This is a genomic window from Stenotrophomonas sp. YJH_SMC_48-3, assembly GCF_059369375.1.
The window spans coordinates 95,298-113,243 of record NZ_JCAFSQ010000005.1 but is presented as its reverse complement, the minus strand read 5'-3'; the positions used below and the strand labels follow the sequence as shown (position 1 = coordinate 113,243).

18 protein-coding genes are annotated in these 17,946 nt (G+C 66.7%); 11 read left to right on the top strand and 7 right to left on the bottom strand.

All coding sequences use genetic code 11. The features are described from left to right. Positions 1–2 precede the first annotated feature (2 nt). The 3 genes from AC5P65_RS09790 to AC5P65_RS09780 are packed head-to-tail and all read right to left on the bottom strand — an operon-like array spanning position 3 to position 2,001. Positions 3–695: a Rossmann-fold NAD(P)-binding domain-containing protein gene (locus tag AC5P65_RS09790; protein ID WP_495215574.1), complete on the bottom strand. Its 693-nt coding sequence runs from the start codon at positions 693–695 to the stop codon at positions 3–5. An 11-nt stretch (positions 696–706) separates the two neighbouring features. Further along, positions 707–1,381 (bottom strand): ChrR family anti-sigma-E factor, encoded by a 675-nt coding sequence (locus tag AC5P65_RS09785; protein ID WP_021201803.1) that lies wholly within the window; start codon positions 1,379–1,381, stop codon positions 707–709. Then, positions 1,378–2,001, bottom strand: a complete 624-nt coding sequence (locus AC5P65_RS09780) for a sigma-70 family RNA polymerase sigma factor (protein ID WP_021201802.1) — start codon at positions 1,999–2,001, stop codon at positions 1,378–1,380. Before AC5P65_RS09780 ends, AC5P65_RS09785 begins: the two co-directional genes overlap by 4 nt. A 131-nt stretch (positions 2,002–2,132) precedes the next feature. Here AC5P65_RS09780 and AC5P65_RS09775 point away from each other — a divergent pair, with 131 nt between their 5' ends. The 11 genes from AC5P65_RS09775 (at position 2,133) to AC5P65_RS09725 (ending at position 13,342) form a co-directional block, all read left to right on the top strand. Next, on the top strand, positions 2,133–2,900 hold the full coding sequence (locus tag AC5P65_RS09775) for a hypothetical protein (RefSeq protein ID WP_329866386.1): 768 nt from the start codon (positions 2,133–2,135) through the stop codon (positions 2,898–2,900). Positions 2,901–2,981: 81 nt separating this feature from the next. Next, the gene (locus tag AC5P65_RS09770) at positions 2,982–3,932 is read left to right on the top strand and encodes an acyl-CoA desaturase (RefSeq protein WP_206621446.1); all 951 of its coding nucleotides are present in this window, start codon (positions 2,982–2,984) and stop codon (positions 3,930–3,932) included. A gap of 1 nt (position 3,933) precedes the next feature. Continuing rightward, positions 3,934–5,211 carry an NAD(P)/FAD-dependent oxidoreductase gene (locus AC5P65_RS09765; protein WP_494541101.1) on the top strand — a complete coding sequence of 426 codons (1,278 nt, stop codon included), beginning with the start codon at positions 3,934–3,936 and terminating at the stop codon, positions 5,209–5,211. Next, complete coding sequence (locus tag AC5P65_RS09760; RefSeq protein ID WP_010485792.1) at positions 5,208–5,975, top strand: DUF1365 domain-containing protein; 768 nt, start codon at positions 5,208–5,210, stop codon at positions 5,973–5,975. Before AC5P65_RS09765 ends, AC5P65_RS09760 begins: the two co-directional genes overlap by 4 nt. Beyond that, positions 5,972–7,231 carry an SAM-dependent methyltransferase gene (locus AC5P65_RS09755; RefSeq protein WP_111098310.1) on the top strand — a complete coding sequence of 420 codons (1,260 nt, stop codon included), beginning with the start codon at positions 5,972–5,974 and terminating at the stop codon, positions 7,229–7,231. The genes AC5P65_RS09760 and AC5P65_RS09755 overlap by 4 nt, the downstream gene beginning before the upstream one ends. A gap of 1 nt (position 7,232) precedes the next feature. After that, a complete protein-coding gene (locus AC5P65_RS09750; RefSeq protein WP_019659667.1) occupies positions 7,233–7,778 on the top strand; it encodes a DUF2878 domain-containing protein in 546 nt (181 codons plus the stop codon). Then, positions 7,775–8,560: a DUF1295 domain-containing protein gene (locus AC5P65_RS09745; protein WP_021201797.1), complete on the top strand. Its 786-nt coding sequence runs from the start codon at positions 7,775–7,777 to the stop codon at positions 8,558–8,560. The genes AC5P65_RS09750 and AC5P65_RS09745 overlap by 4 nt, the downstream gene beginning before the upstream one ends. Beyond that, positions 8,557–9,630 (top strand): SAM-dependent methyltransferase, encoded by a 1,074-nt coding sequence (locus AC5P65_RS09740; protein ID WP_021201796.1) that lies wholly within the window; start codon positions 8,557–8,559, stop codon positions 9,628–9,630. Before AC5P65_RS09745 ends, AC5P65_RS09740 begins: the two co-directional genes overlap by 4 nt. A gap of 8 nt (positions 9,631–9,638) precedes the next feature. After that, positions 9,639–10,172, top strand: a complete 534-nt coding sequence (locus AC5P65_RS09735; protein ID WP_111098311.1) for a lipocalin family protein — start codon at positions 9,639–9,641, stop codon at positions 10,170–10,172. A 180-nt stretch (positions 10,173–10,352) separates the two neighbouring features. Next, positions 10,353–11,021 (top strand): LuxR C-terminal-related transcriptional regulator, encoded by a 669-nt coding sequence (locus AC5P65_RS09730; RefSeq protein WP_227844946.1) that lies wholly within the window; start codon positions 10,353–10,355, stop codon positions 11,019–11,021. Beyond that, on the top strand, positions 11,018–13,342 hold the full coding sequence (locus AC5P65_RS09725) for an ATP-binding protein (protein WP_111098312.1): 2,325 nt from the start codon (positions 11,018–11,020) through the stop codon (positions 13,340–13,342). The genes AC5P65_RS09730 and AC5P65_RS09725 overlap by 4 nt, the downstream gene beginning before the upstream one ends. Here AC5P65_RS09725 and AC5P65_RS09720 read toward each other — a convergent pair whose 3' ends face one another. The 4 genes from AC5P65_RS09720 to AC5P65_RS09705 all read right to left on the bottom strand — a co-directional run bounded on the left by AC5P65_RS09720 (position 13,343) and on the right by AC5P65_RS09705 (position 17,929). After that, entirely contained in the window at positions 13,343–14,098 is a 756-nt protein-coding gene (locus AC5P65_RS09720; protein ID WP_019659662.1) for a SapC family protein, read from the bottom strand. Positions 14,099–14,208: 110 nt separating this feature from the next. Beyond that, a complete protein-coding gene (locus AC5P65_RS09715) occupies positions 14,209–14,481 on the bottom strand; it encodes a hypothetical protein (protein WP_005409616.1) in 273 nt (90 codons plus the stop codon). A 250-nt stretch (positions 14,482–14,731) separates the two neighbouring features. Next, the gene (gene fusA, locus AC5P65_RS09710) at positions 14,732–16,765 is read right to left on the bottom strand and encodes an elongation factor G (RefSeq protein WP_111098313.1); all 2,034 of its coding nucleotides are present in this window, start codon (positions 16,763–16,765) and stop codon (positions 14,732–14,734) included. Between the two features lie 414 nt (positions 16,766–17,179). After that, positions 17,180–17,929 carry a hypothetical protein gene (locus AC5P65_RS09705; RefSeq protein WP_021201793.1) on the bottom strand — a complete coding sequence of 250 codons (750 nt, stop codon included), beginning with the start codon at positions 17,927–17,929 and terminating at the stop codon, positions 17,180–17,182. Between the last annotated feature and the right edge of the window lie 17 nt (positions 17,930–17,946).

Genomic DNA, 17,946 nt, shown 5'->3' with positions numbered 1-17,946 from the left:
GGTCAGGACGCCGGATCGCGCCCGCCGGCCGCGATCCGGTTGATGTCCGCGCACTCCACCGTCGCCGGTGGATGCTCCCTGGCGGCCAAGGCAATCATCGCCAGGCCCAGTGCCAGGTTGCTCGTCACCAACGAAGGTGCAACCGCACCGGCCAGTTTCATCAATGGCGCACCGCCCCAGTAAAGGGGCTTCAACAGGGCATGACGGGTGCCGGTGCCCGGGACCGGCCTGACACCGCCCGGGCGCAGCATCACGGTGCGCACCGGCAGGCTCTGCAATGCGACTTCGGTCTCGCCCTTGATCCTCAACGGCATCAGCCGGCTCCGAGGGTCCGCGCCGGCACCGGATACATACAGAAAGCACCCTTCGGGATTCGCAGCCGCCCAGGCAAGGGCCACCGCCAGAGTGGTGTCCAGGGTCACGCGTCGGTACTCGGCCTCTGCCGTGCCAACCGGTGGCGCCCCGGCACAGTAGAAGCAGGCATCGAACCCGGCCAGTTCATCCGACCGGTCCTGGATACGCAGGAAGTCCGGAACGATCAGTTCGCTGCCGGCGCCGCTCAGACTTCCCGGATGGCGGACCAGCGCTGTCAGGCCGGACACCTGTGGTGAGCGGTGGCAGGCCAGCGCCACACCTTGCCCGACCAGGCCTGCGGCACCGGTCAACAGAATCCGTAATGCGCCCGTCCCGGCCATCGTCATCCCCGCTAGAGTTTCACGAAACGCTGGATCTTCCGCGCCAGCCAGCCACTGAACACCAGCGGCGCATCCAGCGCTGACACGCAGATGCAGGGGACACCGGGCGCGGTCACCGGTTGATGCTCCACGTCTTCGTCCAGATCTGCCACGTCACCCGATGCGAACAACCCCAGCGCATCATTGTACGAACCCCGCAGGATCTGGGTCAGTTCGCTGCGGCCATGGCTGTGCATGGGCAGGCACTTGCCCGGGGCAATCTTCAGCATGATCAGCGAGGGCATCTGCTCGGCACGGATGCAATGCACGCCGGGCGCCATCCAGCGCCAACGCAGCTCGCTGAGCGATGCGCCGAAGTACGGGTGCAGTGATGCAGGAAGGTTGTCGGGGTCGGCCTCGGGCCGCTCCCTCGGCACAGGGCGCCTGGTTCCGGCGATGGCGCTCGGCGCCTCCGAGGCCAGCTGCATCAGCATGGCCTCGCGCAACTGCTCGCGACGCCCGTCGGCAGCGGGCGGTTGGGTCTGCTCCAGCAACACCGAGCCGATTGCCTCGGCATCGCGCAGGCGCTGGCGGCAGTGGGGGCACTGCTCGAGGTGGGCACCGGCCACGATGCTCAACGGCGCCGGCAGCGCGCCGGCGGCATAGCTCATCAGCGTGGATTCGTGCAGGTGGTGGTGCGGATTCACGGCGCACCTCCCACTTTGGCCTGCAGTTGCAGGAACGCACGTCGCAGGTGTGACTTTACCGTCCCCAGCGGCATGCCCAGCGCCTGGGCAATCTCACTGTGGCTCTTCGCCTCGAAATAGGACATCCGCACCAGCCTCGCCTGCACGGCGGGCAGCTCGTTGATGCGCTGGCGAAGGCGCGCCTGGTCGGCGAACTGCTCGGCACTGCTGCGCTCGATCACGTCCACGGCCGCGGCGTCTTCCACCGCTGCCTGCACCTGCATCCAGCTGCGCTCGCGACGGATGCGGTCGATCTGCAGGTTTCGCGCGATCCGGTACAGCCAGGTACTCAGCGCGCCCTGGGCCGCATCATACTCGGCCGCCCGCAACCACAGGCGCAGCAGGCACTCCTGCGCCATTTCCTCGGCCACGGCGTCGGGTGCCCCCAGGCCACGCAGATACACGCACAGCCGCGGCATGAAGTAGTCATAGATCCGCATGAAGCAGTCGCGGTCGCGCAGCCGCGCCACACTGTCCATGTCATCGGCCCAGTTCGTCGGCTCGCTGCTCGGCTGCTGGGAACTGGACACGGTGCGTGCGGTATCGAAGTTGAGGAGGGTGCTGGCGGCGTCAGGGTACATCTGCGTGAGCGGCGGGCAGGTGAAGGTCTGTCCTCTCTACGCGCAGGGGTGGCCATTGGATGCAGCAGGCACTGCGCATCCAAGCAGCCACGGCCACCGTATGACCTGAGCCTCCCTACCGGATGAACACCATGCGCACTGCCTGGCTGCTGCTGTGCCTGCCCCATGCCGCGCTGGCGGCGCCCTGGCTGCGCAACGAGGGCGTGGCCACCTCGGCGCAGGGCGACCTGCTCTATCGTGAAGTGCACTGGCGGCGCGGCCCATCGGAGGGTGCCGAGCACTGGGTGCTCTATCAGTGCCCGGATGGCCGCCCCTTCGCCCGCAAGCATCTGCCGGCCAGCGCCCGCCCGCAGGCCCGGGGTTATTCGCTGCAGGACAGCCGTAGTGGGCAAACCGCTGAAGTCGACGCGAGTGGCGAGTCGGTGTCGATCGCCTGGAAAGAAGATGCCGCCAGCGAACTGCGTCAGCGTCGGCTTGAGCTGGCACCGGATGCGGTGATCGACACGGGCTTCGACGCCGCGGTGCGCCAGCATTGGCCAGCGCTGCTGCGAGGTGAACGCATCAGCCTGCCCTTCCTGGTGCCGGGGCGGCAGCGCTTCTTCCCGGTGCAGGTGCGGCGTACCGGCCCTGTTCGCTGGCAGGGCATCGACGCCCAGGCCATCGAGGTCAGTCTGGACACGTGGTACGGCGGCATCGCGCCGCGCCTCTCGCTGGTCTATGCCAGCGCCGACCGCCGCCTGCTGGAATTCCGCGGAACCAGCAACCTGCGCGATACCCGCGGCACCTACCCACAGGTCACGGTGCGCTTCAGCTCGCCGGTGGCCGAGCGGCCCGCCAGCGAATGGCAACAGGCCTGGGCGCAACCGCTGGTCGAACGCTGCAGCGTGATGCCCAAGTGAAGCCGGAATTTTCCACAGTCGGCCGCATCCATTGCGCGCACTGCTGCGTAGAGGAAGACACGACACCCGCCGAGATCCGCCATGGCCTCTGTAGCGCCCCTTCCCCGCCGACGCTGGCGCCTGCTGCGCACCCTGAAGCGCTGGGTCGACACCGGCAGCGCTGCGGACCACGCCGCTGGCGAGCCCGGACGCATCGACTGGCTGCGCGCCGTACCGTTCGCGTTGATGCACCTGGCCTGCATCGCGGTGATCTGGGTAGGTATCTCGTGGACGGCAGTGATCGTCGCCGCAGCCCTCTACGCAGTGCGCATGTTTGCGATCACCGCCTTTTACCACCGCTACTTCTCGCACCGGACGTTCCAGGCATCGCGAACGGTGCAGTTCGTGTTCGCGGTGATCGGCGCGTCCAGCGTGCAACGTGGGCCGCTGTGGTGGGCCGCCCACCATCGCCATCACCATCGGCATGCCGACCAACCGCTGGATCCGCACTCGCCGCGCGAAGGCGGCTTCTGGCGCAGCCACATGGGCTGGTTCCTGACCCGTGAGGCATTCGCCACGGATCTATCGCGCGTGCCTGACCTGGCGCGCTTCCCCGAGCTGCGCTGGCTGGACCGCTTTGATACGGCGGTACCGGTACTGCTGGCCGCTGCGCTGTACGCACTCGGCGCCGGCCTGGAGCGCTGGGTGCCCGGGCTGCACACCACTGGCCCGCAGTTGCTGGTGTGGGGCTTCTTCATTTCCACCGTGGTGTTGTTCCACGCCACCGTCACCATCAACTCACTGGCCCATCGTTTTGGCCGGCGGCGCTTCGAGACCCGTGACGACAGCCGCAACAACCTCTGGCTGGCGCTGCTTACCTTCGGCGAAGGCTGGCACAACAACCACCATTTCTTTCCTGGCACGGTCCGCCAGGGGTTCCGCTGGTGGGAGATCGACCTGACCTGGTACGGGCTGCGCGCAATGGCGGCCTTCGGCCTGGTGAGGGGGCTCAAGCCAATCCCCGAGTGGGTACTGGCCAAGGCGAGGTACTGACATGCGCATCGCGATCATCGGCTCCGGCATCGCTGGCCTGGCCAGTGCCTGGTGGCTGGACGGCGAACACGAAGTGACGCTGTTCGAGGCCAACGATTACCTGGGCGGACATACCCACACCCATGACGTGCAGGTGGACGGCACGCGCATGGCGGTGGATACCGGTTTCATCGTGTTCAATCCCCTGCACTACCCACTGCTGACGGCACTGTTCGAAGAACTGGGTGTGGCCTCGCAGCCGACCACCATGAGCTTCTCCATGCACAGCGAGCGCAGTGGCGTCGAGTACAACGCCACGTCGCTGGATGGCCTGTTCTGCCAACGTCGCAACCTGGTTTCGCCACGTTTCTGGGGAATGCTGGCCGACCTGCGCCGGTTCTACCGGGATGCGCCGCTGCTGCTGGCGGAAGACGAAGGCCCGACACTGGGCCAGTACCTGCGCGGCCAGCGCTACGGCACCGCTTTCATCGACGAGCACCTGCTGCCGATGGCTTCGGCACTATGGTCGTCACCGACCGCCACGGTCATGCAGTTCCCGGCCCGCTACCTGGCCCAGTTCATGGCCAACCACCAGATGCTGCAGATGACCGGGCGCGCACCCTGGCGGGTGGTCAGCGGTGGCTCGGCACGCTATGTCGATGCCCTTCGCGCCCGCTGGCGGGTGCGTGAGCGGCTGGAATGCCCGGTTCACTCGGTCGAACGCATGCCGTGGGGCGCGCGCGTGCACAGCGCGGCCGGCGTGGAGGGGTTCGACGAGGTCATCCTGGCGTGCCACAGCGACCAGGCGCTTGCCCTGCTGCATGACGCCGATCAGGTCGAACGCGAAGTACTCGGCGCCATCCGCTACCAGCCCAACGAAGCAGTACTGCATACCGATGCATCGTTGCTGCCGCGCAACCGCAAAGCATGGGCTGCATGGAATGCACACGTGCCCAGGGATCCAGGCGCGCCCTGTACGGTCAGCTATTGCATGAACCTCCTGCAGGGCCTGCCCGGTGACACCCCGCTGGTCGTGACCCTCAACCGCAGCGAGGCGATCGATCCGGCCAAGGTGCTGCGCAGGCTGCACTATGCCCACCCGGTGCACGATCATGTCGCTATCCGCGCCCAGCAGCGCTGGGCAGAGCTGCAGGGCCGCCGCCACACCTGGTTCGCCGGCGCATACTGGGGCTGGGGCTTCCACGAAGACGGCATCCGCAGCGCCCGCCGCGTGGTGGACGCGATGCGCGAGTGCACCGCGCACCTTGACAGCGTTGCGCCCGGCGAGGTGGCAGCGTGAGTGCCAGCGCACTCTACTTCGGGCAGGTGATGCACCGACGGCATCATCCGCAGCCCCACGCGTTCCGCTATCCGATCGCGCAGCTGCTGCTCGATCTGGACGAGCTGGAGACCGTGTTCGCCGGGCGCTGGCTGTGGTCGGTCAATCGCCGCAACCTGGCCGAGTTCCGCCGCAGTGACTACTTCGGCAACCCTGCGCAACCACTGGCCGATGCGGTGCGCGACCATGCCGCGGCTACCCTGGGCTATCGGCCCACCGGCCCGGTGCGCCTGCTCACCCATCTTCGCTTCGCCGGGCACGTATTCAATCCGGTCAGCTTCTACTACTGCTACCGGGCCGATGGCAACACCTTGGACTGCATCGTCGCCGAGATCACCAATACCCCGTGGAAGGAGCGGCACGCCTATGTGCTGCCGGTAGCTGCGGCCACCGGCGACGGGGCATCACTGCGCTGGACATTCGACAAATCCTTTCACGTCTCACCCTTCATGCCGATGGACTGCCGCTACGACTGGCGGTTCAACGCACCTGGTGATGATCTTCGCGTGCACATGCAGGTCTGGCGCGACGGCGTTCGGCAGTTCGACGCCACCCAGTCCATGCAGCGAAGGGTGCTGGACGGCCCTGGGCTGGCCCGGGTACTGGCCTGCTACCCCCTGATGACCACGCAGGTGGTGGCCGCCATCCACTGGCACGCGCTGCGGCTGTGGCTGAAGCGCAACCCCGTGCACGACCACCCTGCTCTTGCCGAGAAACCACGATGAATTCGATGACTCCCCTGGTCGCCTTGCCACGTCCCCGCGCCCTGGATGCATTCCTGCGCCGCCGCCTGCTGGCCCAGCTTGCCCCCATGCGCGACGGCCGCCTGTGCGTGCGTGATGCACTCGGCGAAGTCTGGCTGGGCGATGCGCATGGCGAACTGCATGTCACCGTCACCATCGATGACCCGGCGTTCTACCGCAAGGTTGCAGCGCAAGGCAGTGTGGGTGCAGGTGAAAGCTACATACAGGGCGAATGGCACTGCGATGACCTGGTGGCGCTGATTCGGCTGCTGGTACGCAATCGCGACCTGCTCGACGGCATGGAGCGTGGCCCGGCCCGCCTGGGCGGCTGGCTGTTGCGGGGCTGGAACCGCCTGCGCCGCAACAGCCGCGAGGGCAGCCGCCGCAACATAGCCGCGCACTATGACCTGGGCAACAACTTCTTTGCCCTGTTCCTGTCGCCGGACCTGATGTATTCCTCAGCCCTGTTCGACAAAGAAGACGAGTCGCTGGAATCCGCCTCCCGGCGCAAGCTGGACCGCATCTGCCAGCAGCTGAAGCTCAAACCGGGCGACCGCGTGGTGGAGATCGGCACCGGCTGGGGTGGTTTTGCGTTGCACGCCGCGCAGCACTACGGCTGCCACGTCACCACCACCACCATCTCCGCAGAACAGCATGCGCTGGCGGCAGAGCGCGTGCGCGCCGCAGGCCTGCAAGGCCAGGTCACGCTGCTGATGCAGGACTACCGCGACCTGCAGGGCCAGTTCGACAAGCTGGTGTCGATCGAGATGATCGAGGCCATCGGCGCCGAATACCTGGACACCTACATGGCGACGTTGCAGCGCCTGTTGAAGCCTGATGGCGTTGCCCTGCTGCAGGCCATCACCATCGAGGACCATCGCTACGAGCAGGCCCGGCGCAGCGTCGACTACATCAAGCGCTACGTGTTCCCCGGCAGCTTCATTCCGTCGATCAACGCGATCATGGCCGCCAAAACGCGGTCCAGCGACCTGCAGCTGATCGCCCAGCAGGACTTCGGCCACTCCTACGCGCTGACCCTGCGCGCCTGGCGCCAGCGCTTCCTCGTCCGGTTGCCCGACGTGCAGGCGCAGGGCTTCGATACGCGCTTCTGCCGCCTGTGGGAGTTCTACCTGGCCTATTGCGAGGGCGGCTTCCTGGAGCGCTCGATCGGGGTCTCCCATCTGCTGATGGCGCGCCCGGGGCATCGCCCGGGCGCCTCATCGGGCCAAGGCAGTTGAGATGCGCCGGTTCTGGGCCAATCTGCTTGGCAACCAGCTGGTCTGGCTGTGCGCCGTGGCCGGCGCCGGGCGCGGCTGGCAGTGGCCGGCGTTGCTGGCAGCCTCTCTCTACATCGGCAGCCAGCTTCTGACGTCGCCGCAACCACGGCTGGACCTTCGGTTGATGGTGCTGGCGCTGGCCTGCGCCTGGCTGGTCGATGCCAGCGCCGCTGCGACCGGCACCGTTCGTTACGCCGCCGCCCCGCTCGCCTGGGCGCCTCCGCCGTGGATCATGGCGCTGTGGGCCGCGTTCGCGATGACGCTGACGACCTCGATGCGCTTCCTGCTGCGCCACCGTGCCCTGCCGGCGCTGTTCGGCCTGCTGCTGGCACCGCTGGCCTATCTGTCCGCGGCACGTGGCTTTGATGCAGTGCGGTTCGCTGTGCCGGCATGGCAGGGCCTGCTGGTACTGGGTGCGGGCTGGTGCATCGCGCTTTCACTGCTGTGCCACTGCGCCCGTCGCGGCTCACGAGCCAGCTCGCCGCCCCTGGCTGGAGTTCCTTCATGAATCATCTCCTGTGGGTCCTGCTGTACACCTTGCTGATGATGAGTTGGGGCTGGGCCTGGCAGCGCCGCCACCAGAACATCGGCGTGGTCGATGTGCTCTGGGCCAAGGGCGTCGGTGCATCGGCCCTGTTGCTGGCGCTGCTCGGCGACGGCGCGACGGTGCCGCGGATCGCGCTGGGCGTGCTCGGCGGCCTCTGGGGCAGCCGTTTGGCCCTGCACCTCTGGCATCGGGTCCGTAGCGAACCGGAAGACGGGCGCTACCGCTATCTGCGCGAACACTGGCAGGGCCACCAGGGCAAGATCTTTGGCTTCTTCATGGCGCAGGCATTGCTGGTGCTGCTGTTTGCCCTGCCCTTTGTCGCAGTGGCTGCCAACCCGAGCAGCCGCATGACGTGGTGGGCCGTGGCCGCCGCGCTGGTGTGGCTGCTGAGCGTCGGCGGCGAAGCACTGGCCGACCGGCAGCTGGCCCGGTTCCGCGCCGACCCGGCAAACAAGGGCCGCACCTGCCGCGAAGGGCTCTGGCGCTATTCCCGCCACCCCAACTACTTCTTCGAGTGGCTGCACTGGTTCACTTATGTGCTGCTCGCCGTCGGTTCGCCACTGTGGTGGCTGGCGTGGGCCGGCCCATTGCTGATGTACGTGTTCCTGCGCTACCTCAGCGGCATCCCATTCACCGAGAAACAGGCGCTGCGCAGCCGCGGCGACGACTATCGCGCCTACCAGCGCAGTACACCGATGTTCTTTCCCTGGTTTCCCCGTTCTTCCAAGGAGCATTCCGCATGAGCGCGATCCCGTCACTGAACCCAGCCGAAGATGCGGAAACCGGGCTGATCGCCTGGGCCGAACGCGGGCTGGTCCCCGATGCGGCGCTGCGTGCGGGCATCCGCCGCTTGTGCGCGCAACGCCTGCATGAGGAAAGCGAGGGTGGCATCGAAGGCCAGTCGGCGCGCTTCAGCCGGCGCATCGCCGAGCTGGCCGACAGCCCACTCGCATTGCACACCGACGCAGCCAACCGACAGCACTATGAAGTGCCAGCTGCCTTTTTCCAGGCCTGCCTGGGCAAGCGACTGAAGTACAGCAGCTGCTACTACCCCACCGGGCGCGAAACGCTGGACCAGGCCGAGGACGCGATGCTGGAACTATACGGCCAGCGCGCAGGCCTGGCCGATGGCCAGCAGATTCTCGAACTGGGATGCGGCTGGGGCTCACTGACCCTGTGGATGGCCGAACGCTACCCGCAGGCCAGCATCACCGCCGTTTCCAATTCGCACAGCCAACGCCAGCACATCATGGCGCAGTGTGAAGCCAGGGGGCTGCACAACGTCGAGGTGATCACCCGCGATGTCAACCAGCTTGAGCTGCCTGCGGCACGCTTCGACCGCTGCGTGTCGGTGGAGATGTTCGAACACGTGCGCAACTACGAGCGCCTGCTGGCGGGCATCGCTCGGTGGTTGAAGCCGGACGGCGCGCTGTTCGTGCACATCTTCGCCCATCGCACATTGATGTATCCGTTCGAGACAGACGGCGGCGACAACTGGATGGGGCGGCACTTCTTCACCGGCGGGCTGATGCCGGCAGCTGACACCCTGCTGCATTTCCAGCGCGACCTGCGGCTCGACCAGCGCTGGCTGCTGGACGGCACCCACTACCAGCGCACCGCCGACCACTGGCTGGCCAACCAGGATGCGGCCCGCCAGCAGGTGATGCCGGTGTTGATCGCAACCTATGGCCAGGCTGCAGCGAAGGTCTGGTGGCAGCGCTGGCGGATGTTCTGGATGGCCTGTGCCGAGTTGTTTGGCTATGACGACGGCCAGCAGTGGCTGGTGGCCCACTATCTGTTCCGACCCCGCTGAGGTGCAACATGCGCATGTTCTCGCTGCTTCCCCTGATCGCGGTCGGCCTGTTCGGTTCCGGCTGCAGTTCCAGCGACACCCGCCCGCTGCCGCGCCCGCCATCCGTGGATGTGCCGCGCTTCATGGGCGATTGGTACGTGATCGCGCATATCCCGTCGCGCCCCGAACGCGAGGCCTTCGACGCGGTGGAGAGTTACGCACTTCGTCCCGACGGGCGCATCCAGACCACCTTCACCTACCGCAAGGGCAGCTTCGATGCGCCGCAGAAGTCGATGCATCCCATCGGTCGTGTGGAGCAGGAAGGCAATGGCGCGATCTGGGGCATGCAGTTCATCTGGCCAATCCAGGCCGAGTACGTGATTGCCTGGCTCGACGAGAGCTACCACCAGACCATCGTGGCGCGCAGCAAGCGCGACTACGTCTGGTACATGGCCCGCACACCACAGGTGTCCGAGCATGACTATGAGCAGGCGGTCGCACGGATTGCGGCCATGGGTTATGACACCCGCAAGCTCAGACGCGTGCCGCAGTCGGTCCGATGACACGCCACGACCCTTTGCGCTGGGCGGCATCGCCCGCCAACTTCTGAAGGGCCTGGATTCGGGCGTGGCGATCCATTACATCAATTAACACCCCTGGATTGATGGTTCGCGCACATTGACTCTTAGGAATAATCGCAAAAATCCAGCAAATTCGGTGCCCGGCGCGGCAGCAGCGCCAGAATGGTCGCCACGCCCTCCCGGGCGCCGATCACCTCCCAGCGCATGAATGGATACCCTGCACCGCGCCGTCTGCGGCTCGCACTGCTAGACGATCACGAAGTCGTCCGCCGCGGCACCGCCTTGCACCTGTGCCGCGACGTCCGCTTCAACATTGTCGCCAGCCACACCCACAGCGACGCGTTCATCGGCTGCCTGCGCAAGCTGGCAGTGGATGTCGCCATCATCGATCTCACCCTGGCGCCTGGCGACCGCAGCAGTGATGAGCTGGTTCCCTTGCTGCGGGAGCGCTTTCCTCATGTGCCCCTGCTGGCCTTCGCCACGCTGACGCCAACAACCCGCGTGGACCACCTTCTGGCGGCCGGCATCAGCGGCATTGTCAGCAAATCCGAGCCGCTGGAGATGCTGTCCGAGGCCATCGTGCGTGTATCGCAGGGATTGTGCCGCCTGCCGGCCGATTGCCTGGTCCCGGCCTGCCGCGACGAACTCAGTCGCAATGAACGCGAAGTGCTGGACCTGCTCCTGTCCGGCCTGACCGTGTCGGAGATCGCATTGCGCCGCCACCGCAGCGTCAAGACGGTCAGCACCCAGAAGGTGGCCGCCCTGCGCAAGCTCGGGCTGCGCAATGACGTGGAGATCTATGCACTGCGAGAGCAGCGGAACCTCCGATGAGGCGCCGTGTTCGCCTCCGGTTGCATACCTTTGTCACCTCGTTGATGGTCCTGATCCTGCTGCCAGCAGCCTCGGCCGAGGATGCACATCTGCAGGCGTGGCCGGCGGGTCGCGAAGTACGGGTCGCCACCGCGCCATCATTGCGCCCGCTGCCTGCACCACTGGCGGACTCGATCCCGCTCCCGACCCTCGCCCACGGCTATGCGCAGCTCGTGGCTGACCATTCCGGACTGCGCTTCCGTGACATCGCCTACACCAGCACGAGGGCAGCGGTCACTGCCGTCTGCCGGCACGAGGCCGATCTGGTGCTGGTGATGGGCGGCCCAGCGCATCGCCCACGGCCCTGCCCCGGCCTGATGGCATCCGGCGCCTTCGATGGCGGCAAGACGGTCCTGGCCGTGCGCAAAGGCGAGCACGCGCCACGTGACGTCGGCAGCGTGAAGGCGCAGGTGCTGGCCGTGATTCGCGGCGGCCCTTATGCAAGCTGGCTGGCAACCCACCATCCGCAGGTCCGCCTGCTGCACTTGCCCGATCGGCATGCAGCCCTGGCCGCCGTGGACAACGGCATCGCCGATGCTGCGATCGGCCTGGAAGCTACACTGCACGCGATGATCCGGCGGCACTTCGCGGGCAAACTGCAGCTTCATCCGTTCGAGAGCGACTTCTCCACCGATCTGCACCTGCTCGTGCGCCGCGAGGACCAGCAGCTGCTGAGGCGCATCGACCAGGCACTGCACGACATCACGCTCGAAGAGCACGCGGGCCTGCTGGCATTGTGGGCGCAGCAGATGCTGCCCGCCCCCGTCGAGAACGCGCTTGACCGGGTGCGCGCCCTGCACCTGCCCTGGCTGCTGTATGTGGCCGCAATACTCATCGGCCTGACCATGTTCTGGCAGGCACTACGTTGGCGAATCGGTCGCACGGAACAACGCCTTGGGCGCGCGGCAGGAATGATCAGCCACGAAGTGCGCAATTCCGCGCAGACGATACTGGCTTCGATCGACCTGCTGAGCCAGTCGCGCCTGTCCAGGAGAGAGCACGACCTGCTCGCGGCCGCGCGTGCCGCCGGCCACGCGCTGCGCAGGCTGCTCGACCGCTCGCTCGCGTTCTCGCGTCTGGCCAGCGGCAGCTTCAGGCCCCACGTCGTACCTTGCGACGTCGGCCAGCTCTGTGCCCATGCACTGGACGCGATCCGGCCGGAGGCACTGCGCAGGGGATTGTCCCTCAAGCTTGATTGCACGCCCGACCCCGCGCCGACGGTCGCACTCGATGCTGACGGGCTGCGCCAGATTGTCGACAACCTGCTGGGCAACGCGTTGAAGTTCACTGATGCCGGTGGCATCGAAGTGCGCCTGCAGCTGTCACCCATCCCGTCTGCCAGGGAGCTGTTGCTGGATGTAATCGACAGCGGCATCGGTATCGCCCCCGCGCAACTGCCGCTACTGTTCCGCCCGTTCCAGCAGGGAGAGGATGGCCAGAAGCGCGGCGGCACTGGCCTGGGCCTGACGATTGCGCGCGAGCTGGCCATTGCCATGGGCGGCAACCTGGCCGCGTACAGCGTACATGGGCGCGGCAGTCGCTTCACCCTGCGACTGCCGGTCCGCGCTGTCCCTCGCGATCCGCCCACCATCGAGCGCCCGCAGCAGGCGCCGTTGACGGGCACAGAGCTGCTCCTGGTCGAGGACCACGCACTCAGCCGGCGCGTCGTGGCAGAGCAACTGCGTCGGCTGGGTGCCGATGTGTGCGCGGTTGCCGATGCGGAAACCGCGTTGGCCGAACAGGCGCTGCGACCGCGCGGCACGGTGGTGCTGGATATCGGGCTCCACGGCCGGGACGGCTACGGCTTGGCACAGCAGCTGCGCGCGCGGGCAAACGCGCCCCTGCGAGTGATTGCCCTGTCCGCCCGCATGGGGCGCCGGCACGTGGCGCGCTGTCGCCGGGCCGGATTCGACGCCGTCCTGGTCAAGCCGCTGCAGGTGGCAGACTTGCTGCAGGCGCTGGGCCTTCCGCCTTCGGCGCACGCTGCCGCGCCTTGTAGCGCGCGGGGCGCCGACCCGGATTTCGCTGCGGATATCGCCCATGAGCTGGCCGGGATCGAACAGTCCCTGCAGGACGCCGATGCCGCGACATTGCGCCATCATGCGCACCGCCTGCAGGGCACGTTGCAGATGTGCCGGGCAATCGATCAGGCCGGCACCGCGGCCGCCCTGTGGGAGTTGGGGCAGCAGGCCACGCCCGACTGGGTCGAGGCATGGCGACTGCTGCAGGGATTGCAGCAGTGGCACGGCTCCCGCAAGGCGGAAGCCGTGCCTTCAAGCTGATCAGGCCGCCAGGCGCTCGACCTGGCGACGGGTCAGGTCGTTGAATCGCCCCAGCGACATCAGGTGCTGGTGGATCAGCGCCAACCAGCCGCTGCGGTGCCACTCGACCACGGTCGCTTCCGGCAACGCCACGAACTTCTCAACGTCCACCACCAGGAAGCCATTGAGGTTGAACTCGCGGCCATCCGGAGTGCGCACGGTGGCGTTGCGCTCGACCAGCAGGCCGTTGTCGATCAGGGCCTTGGAGAAGGCCTGGGTCTGTTCGTGCTCGCGGGTGTACTGGCCGCAGAACTCCAGCGCCTGCTGCACCATGTCGGTGGCCTTGCCGTCCACGAACAGCGGCTGGCCTTCGTCACCCCCCTTGACCACGCGCGAGCTCTCTTCGTCGATGCCCAGCAGGAAGTCGTTGTCCGCACCGGTGTCGATGAAAATGAAGGGGTGGCGACGCAGGTAGGCCGGAATGTAGGCCTCGTCTTCCCACAGGCCGTCCTTGATGAACAGGTTCTGGTCGGACACACCGACGGCCGCCATCGGCACGGCGGTCGGGCCAGCGAACAGAATCGGGAAGTGGTGCAGGGCCAGCGAGAACTCGCCCAGCACCAGCGGAATGGCGTTGTTGCCGGCCGCAAACTCGAGCCTGCCCGGCAGGATGCGCAGATCGGCGTGCACATCGGCCTGCAGCGGCACCGGACGGGTATAGAACAGGGGAGCGCCGCTCGGCGCCGCTTCGGTGGTGGTGTCGCTGGTGGTGGTCATCTTGGGAACCGTTCAATCATGCGCGCCTGCCATCCCGGGCGCGCCAGCGGGAACAACCTGAATCCCGCATTATCAACAAGCTCGATGACAACGGCCACCCCACCGACGGCCTATTTCAGCTGCAAGGGGTAGCGCTGCCAGAGCACGTGCACCAGGAACCCGGCCAGCTCGGTGTCGCGCGCGCTCACCGCGGCACGGATCTTGTCCAGCAGCACCATATCGCTGCAGGAACGCACGTCGGCATGGTTGGCCTGCCCTGCCCGGCGCGCGCGATAACGCGCGGCGCGCTGCGCATCGCTCATCGCGTACCCGAACTTGGGCGGACGGCCGCGCTTGCGCGGCAGGGTCAGCTCCAGGGTTCCGGGGTCTTTGTCATCACGCATGAGAGGGGTGCGGGCGGCGGCGAGCAACGGGGGGCGCAATTTATCGTGAGGCATCACTTTAATCCAGCTTTTTCTGCACTTTTGTTGCGATGCAGCGCCAATGTTGCCGTGTCGGTGCGGATCCATCCACGCATGGCGTGGATCTACTGCAGAGCTCGCGACCCGGTCACCCGCTAGATCCACGCCATGCGTGGATGCGGAAACCCGAACAAAGAAGTGGGAGCCCGCGAACGGGCTCCCCTCGCCTTCCTCATGCAGCGCGTACCGGTTCATAGCCGTGCAGGTGCGCTTCGCTGCTGGCCCGTCCCTGGCTGAGCGACCGCAGCGCGGTGGTGTACCCCACCAGCTGCGCCAGCGGCGCAAAGCCACTGACCTCGGCCCGACCGTCCTGATCGTCGATGCGGGCGATGCGGCCATGGCGCCGGTTGAGGTCGCCCACCACGTCACCCACCGATGTCGACGGCGAATGCACCGTCACCGCCATCACCGGCTCCAGCAGCTGCGTGCCACCCTCGGCCAGCGCCGCCTTGATCGCCTCGGCGCCTGCGCGATGGAACGCCATCTCCGACGAGTCCTTGGCATGGGTCTGGCCATCGACAAGACTGACCTCGATACCGACCACCGGATGACCCTGCGGCCCTTCCGACAGTGCGGCACGCACGCCCTTCTCCACCGCCGCGATGAAGCTGCGCGGCACCACGCCACCGACGATGCGGTCGTTGAACACCACCTGGTCGTCCTCACGCGGCGCCACGTCCAGCACCACGTGCGCGAACTGGCCCTGGCCACCGGTCTGCTTGACCAGCCGCCCAACGACACCCGTCATCGCGCGCATCGGCGTCTCCTGGTAGGCCACGCGCGGCGCACCTACGCCCACGTCGACGTTCCACTCGCTGCGCAGGCGCTCGACCATCACTTCCAGGTGCAGCTCGCCCATACCCCAGACCAGGGTCTCCGCCGTATCGCGATCGGTTTCAACGCGGAACGACGGATCTTCCTGGGCCAGGCTCGCCAGTCCCTGCGCCATCCGGATCAGGTCGGCCGCACGCGCCGGTTCCAACCGCCAGGCCAGCACCGGCGCCTGTGCCTGTATGTTCTCCAGGCGCAACGGCAGCGCACGGCCGCTCAGCGTTTCACCGCTGACCGCATCCTTCCAGCCCAGCACCGCGACGATGTCACCGGCCACGGCCTGTTCAATGTCGTGGGTCTGGTCGGCCTGCACCCGCACCAGCCGGCTGACCCGCCGTCCCTGCGGATGCTGCGAACTGGCCACCGCGTCGCCCACCTTCAAGGTGCCCGAGTACAGCCGCACGAAGCTGAGTGCACCGTGCTGCTGGTGGGTAATCTTGAACAGCAGCCCCGCCAGCGGGCCATCAGGATCGGGCGGCAAGACCACCTCACCCTCATCGCTTTCGGCGCTGACGGCAGGGCGATCCAGCGGCGACGGCAGGTAATCGACCACGGCATCCAGCAGCGTCTCGATGCCCTTGTCCTTGAACGCAGCACCGGCCAGCACGGGCACGCCCGCACCCGCCAGCGTCGCCCGGCGGATCGCCGCGCGCAGCGCCCCGGCATCGATCACCCGACCTTCCAGCCAGGCATCGGCCAGTTCTTCGTCATGATCGGCCACGGCTTCGACCAGAGCATCGCGCTGGGCTCGCCACTGGATACGTGCCGCGTCGTCCCACGGGCTGATGGTCGTCGCGCCGTCGCGCCACTGCAGCACGCGCTCATCGACCAGGTCGACCCAGCCGTTGAAGTCGCTCTCGCTGCCCAACGGCACGCCCAGCGCCCACGGTCGCGCCTGAAGCTTGTCCTGAAGCTGCTCCAGTACGCGCTCGAACGACGCGCCGACGCGGTCCATCTTGTTGACGAAGGCGATCAGCGGCACGCGATGACGGCGCGCCTGGCGCCACACCGTCTCGGACTGCGGCTGCACGCCATCCACGGCCGAGAACACGGCCACGGCGCCGTCGAGCACGCGCAGCGAACGTTCGACTTCGATGGCGAAGTCGATGTGGCCAGGGGTATCGATCAGGGTCAGCCGATGCGGCGGCAGGTCACGCGGTGCCCACTGCGCCTGCACGGCGGCCGCGCCGATGGTGATGCCCCGTTCGCGCTCGATTGCCGAGAAATCGGTGGTCGCATTGCCATCGTGCACTTCGCCGACGCGATGGATTTCGCCGCTTTTCCACAGCAGGCGTTCGGTCAACGTGGTTTTGCCGGCGTCGATGTGGGCAATGATGCCAAGGTTGCGACGACGGGAAAGGACTTGGGTGTTCATGGGAAAGGTTCCTGCAAAGCCAACTTTGGGGGCCGCGCACCCCGGTTGGCGACAGGGTGCGCGGCTAGCGTTCGGTCTCGGCGATCTGGTGCATGGCACGTTCTCCTTTGCGGTACTGGGTAGAGTCGACTGTCAGTCGACTCACAAAAAACAAAAACGAAAAGAGCGCCCCGGAGGGCGCTCTGTCGAAGGTCCAGCGATGGCCGTTTCAACGGTCTCGTGGGGCTCCAGGCAGACACGCCCGTTCCGCGCTTGCGCGGGTCAGGGTGAAAAACTTCAGGAGCGGCATCCGGTTCATGGGGCGCATTCTAGACCTGCCAATCTGGCGCGCAAGTGAATATTGAACGCATAAATGGAACGATGCACACCACAGTAGAACCACCCCGCGGGTGGCTGTGATGAGTGCCTGACGCCTTACTTGCACCCATGCAGCGTGCGGGCATCCGCCACGGTCGCTGCCTGGTCATCCCCCATCGAAATCCACCCCTTCAACGACATCGCCGGATCCACATGCGGCTGCCGTGCGCCACCGTGGACCACCACTTCGGTCCAGCTGCCCACCGGCGCCAGTTCGGACAAGCGCGCCGCCTGGTCGTCCTCGGTGCTGAACATGTCGTCCGGGCCCGCCGGCGGCGTGGCATTCACGGTTTCCGTCTTGCGGGTCCGGACCCGAAGTGCACCGTCCGGCAGCCGCTGGGTGATCACTTCGTATCGCTCAACACCATATGCCCAGTTATTTTCGCCAACGCTGCGGGTCTCGCTGCCATCATCAGCGACGGTCACCCTCTCCCCTGCCGGCCCGACAACGCCCGCGACAGCCGCCAGGCCGGACATCAATGCCTGATAGACGATCATCTGCCGCTGCTCGGTGGTCAACGCTCCGGCCTTGAGCTTGGCCGCAGGAATCTTCAGATACGCCGTCTCCCTGCACAGCACCAGCACCTGCTGGTCGTCCCAACTCACCGACATTTCCTCGTTGGCGAAGTACTGCGTCTTCATCGACGTCACAGCGGCGCCCTCGCCACTGGAATGCCAGGTCTCTATCAGCGAGGCGTTCTCGGCCGCGTCGGTCAGCGAAACCTGGGAGGTCGAAGCTGCATGGGCTGCGCAAACGGAAGCAATCATCGTGGCAAGCAGCACGCTGCGCGTGACGGTACGGAACATGGCATCAGTCCATTGAA

What these genes read in the sequence shown, in the direction of transcription:
- AC5P65_RS09790 (WP_495215574.1), bottom strand. Translation starts at nt 695, where the DNA reads ATGGCCGGGACGGGCGCATTACGGATTCTGTTGACCGGTGCCGCAGGC.
- AC5P65_RS09780 (WP_021201802.1), bottom strand. Translation starts at nt 2,001, where the DNA reads ATGTACCCTGACGCCGCCAGCACCCTCCTCAACTTCGATACCGCACGC.
- AC5P65_RS09775 (WP_329866386.1), top strand. Translation starts at nt 2,133, where the DNA reads ATGCGCACTGCCTGGCTGCTGCTGTGCCTGCCCCATGCCGCGCTGGCG.
- AC5P65_RS09770 (WP_206621446.1), top strand. Translation starts at nt 2,982, where the DNA reads ATGGCCTCTGTAGCGCCCCTTCCCCGCCGACGCTGGCGCCTGCTGCGC.
- AC5P65_RS09765 (WP_494541101.1), top strand. Translation starts at nt 3,934, where the DNA reads ATGCGCATCGCGATCATCGGCTCCGGCATCGCTGGCCTGGCCAGTGCC.
- AC5P65_RS09755 (WP_111098310.1), top strand. Translation starts at nt 5,972, where the DNA reads ATGAATTCGATGACTCCCCTGGTCGCCTTGCCACGTCCCCGCGCCCTG.
- AC5P65_RS09750 (WP_019659667.1), top strand. Translation starts at nt 7,233, where the DNA reads ATGCGCCGGTTCTGGGCCAATCTGCTTGGCAACCAGCTGGTCTGGCTG.
- AC5P65_RS09745 (WP_021201797.1), top strand. Translation starts at nt 7,775, where the DNA reads ATGAATCATCTCCTGTGGGTCCTGCTGTACACCTTGCTGATGATGAGT.
- AC5P65_RS09740 (WP_021201796.1), top strand. Translation starts at nt 8,557, where the DNA reads ATGAGCGCGATCCCGTCACTGAACCCAGCCGAAGATGCGGAAACCGGG.
- AC5P65_RS09735 (WP_111098311.1), top strand. Translation starts at nt 9,639, where the DNA reads ATGCGCATGTTCTCGCTGCTTCCCCTGATCGCGGTCGGCCTGTTCGGT.
- AC5P65_RS09730 (WP_227844946.1), top strand. Translation starts at nt 10,353, where the DNA reads ATGGTCGCCACGCCCTCCCGGGCGCCGATCACCTCCCAGCGCATGAAT.
- AC5P65_RS09725 (WP_111098312.1), top strand. Translation starts at nt 11,018, where the DNA reads ATGAGGCGCCGTGTTCGCCTCCGGTTGCATACCTTTGTCACCTCGTTG.
- AC5P65_RS09720 (WP_019659662.1), bottom strand. Translation starts at nt 14,098, where the DNA reads ATGACCACCACCAGCGACACCACCACCGAAGCGGCGCCGAGCGGCGCT.
- AC5P65_RS09715 (WP_005409616.1), bottom strand. Translation starts at nt 14,481, where the DNA reads ATGCGTGATGACAAAGACCCCGGAACCCTGGAGCTGACCCTGCCGCGC.
- fusA (WP_111098313.1), bottom strand. Translation starts at nt 16,765, where the DNA reads ATGAACACCCAAGTCCTTTCCCGTCGTCGCAACCTTGGCATCATTGCC.
- AC5P65_RS09705 (WP_021201793.1), bottom strand. Translation starts at nt 17,929, where the DNA reads ATGTTCCGTACCGTCACGCGCAGCGTGCTGCTTGCCACGATGATTGCT.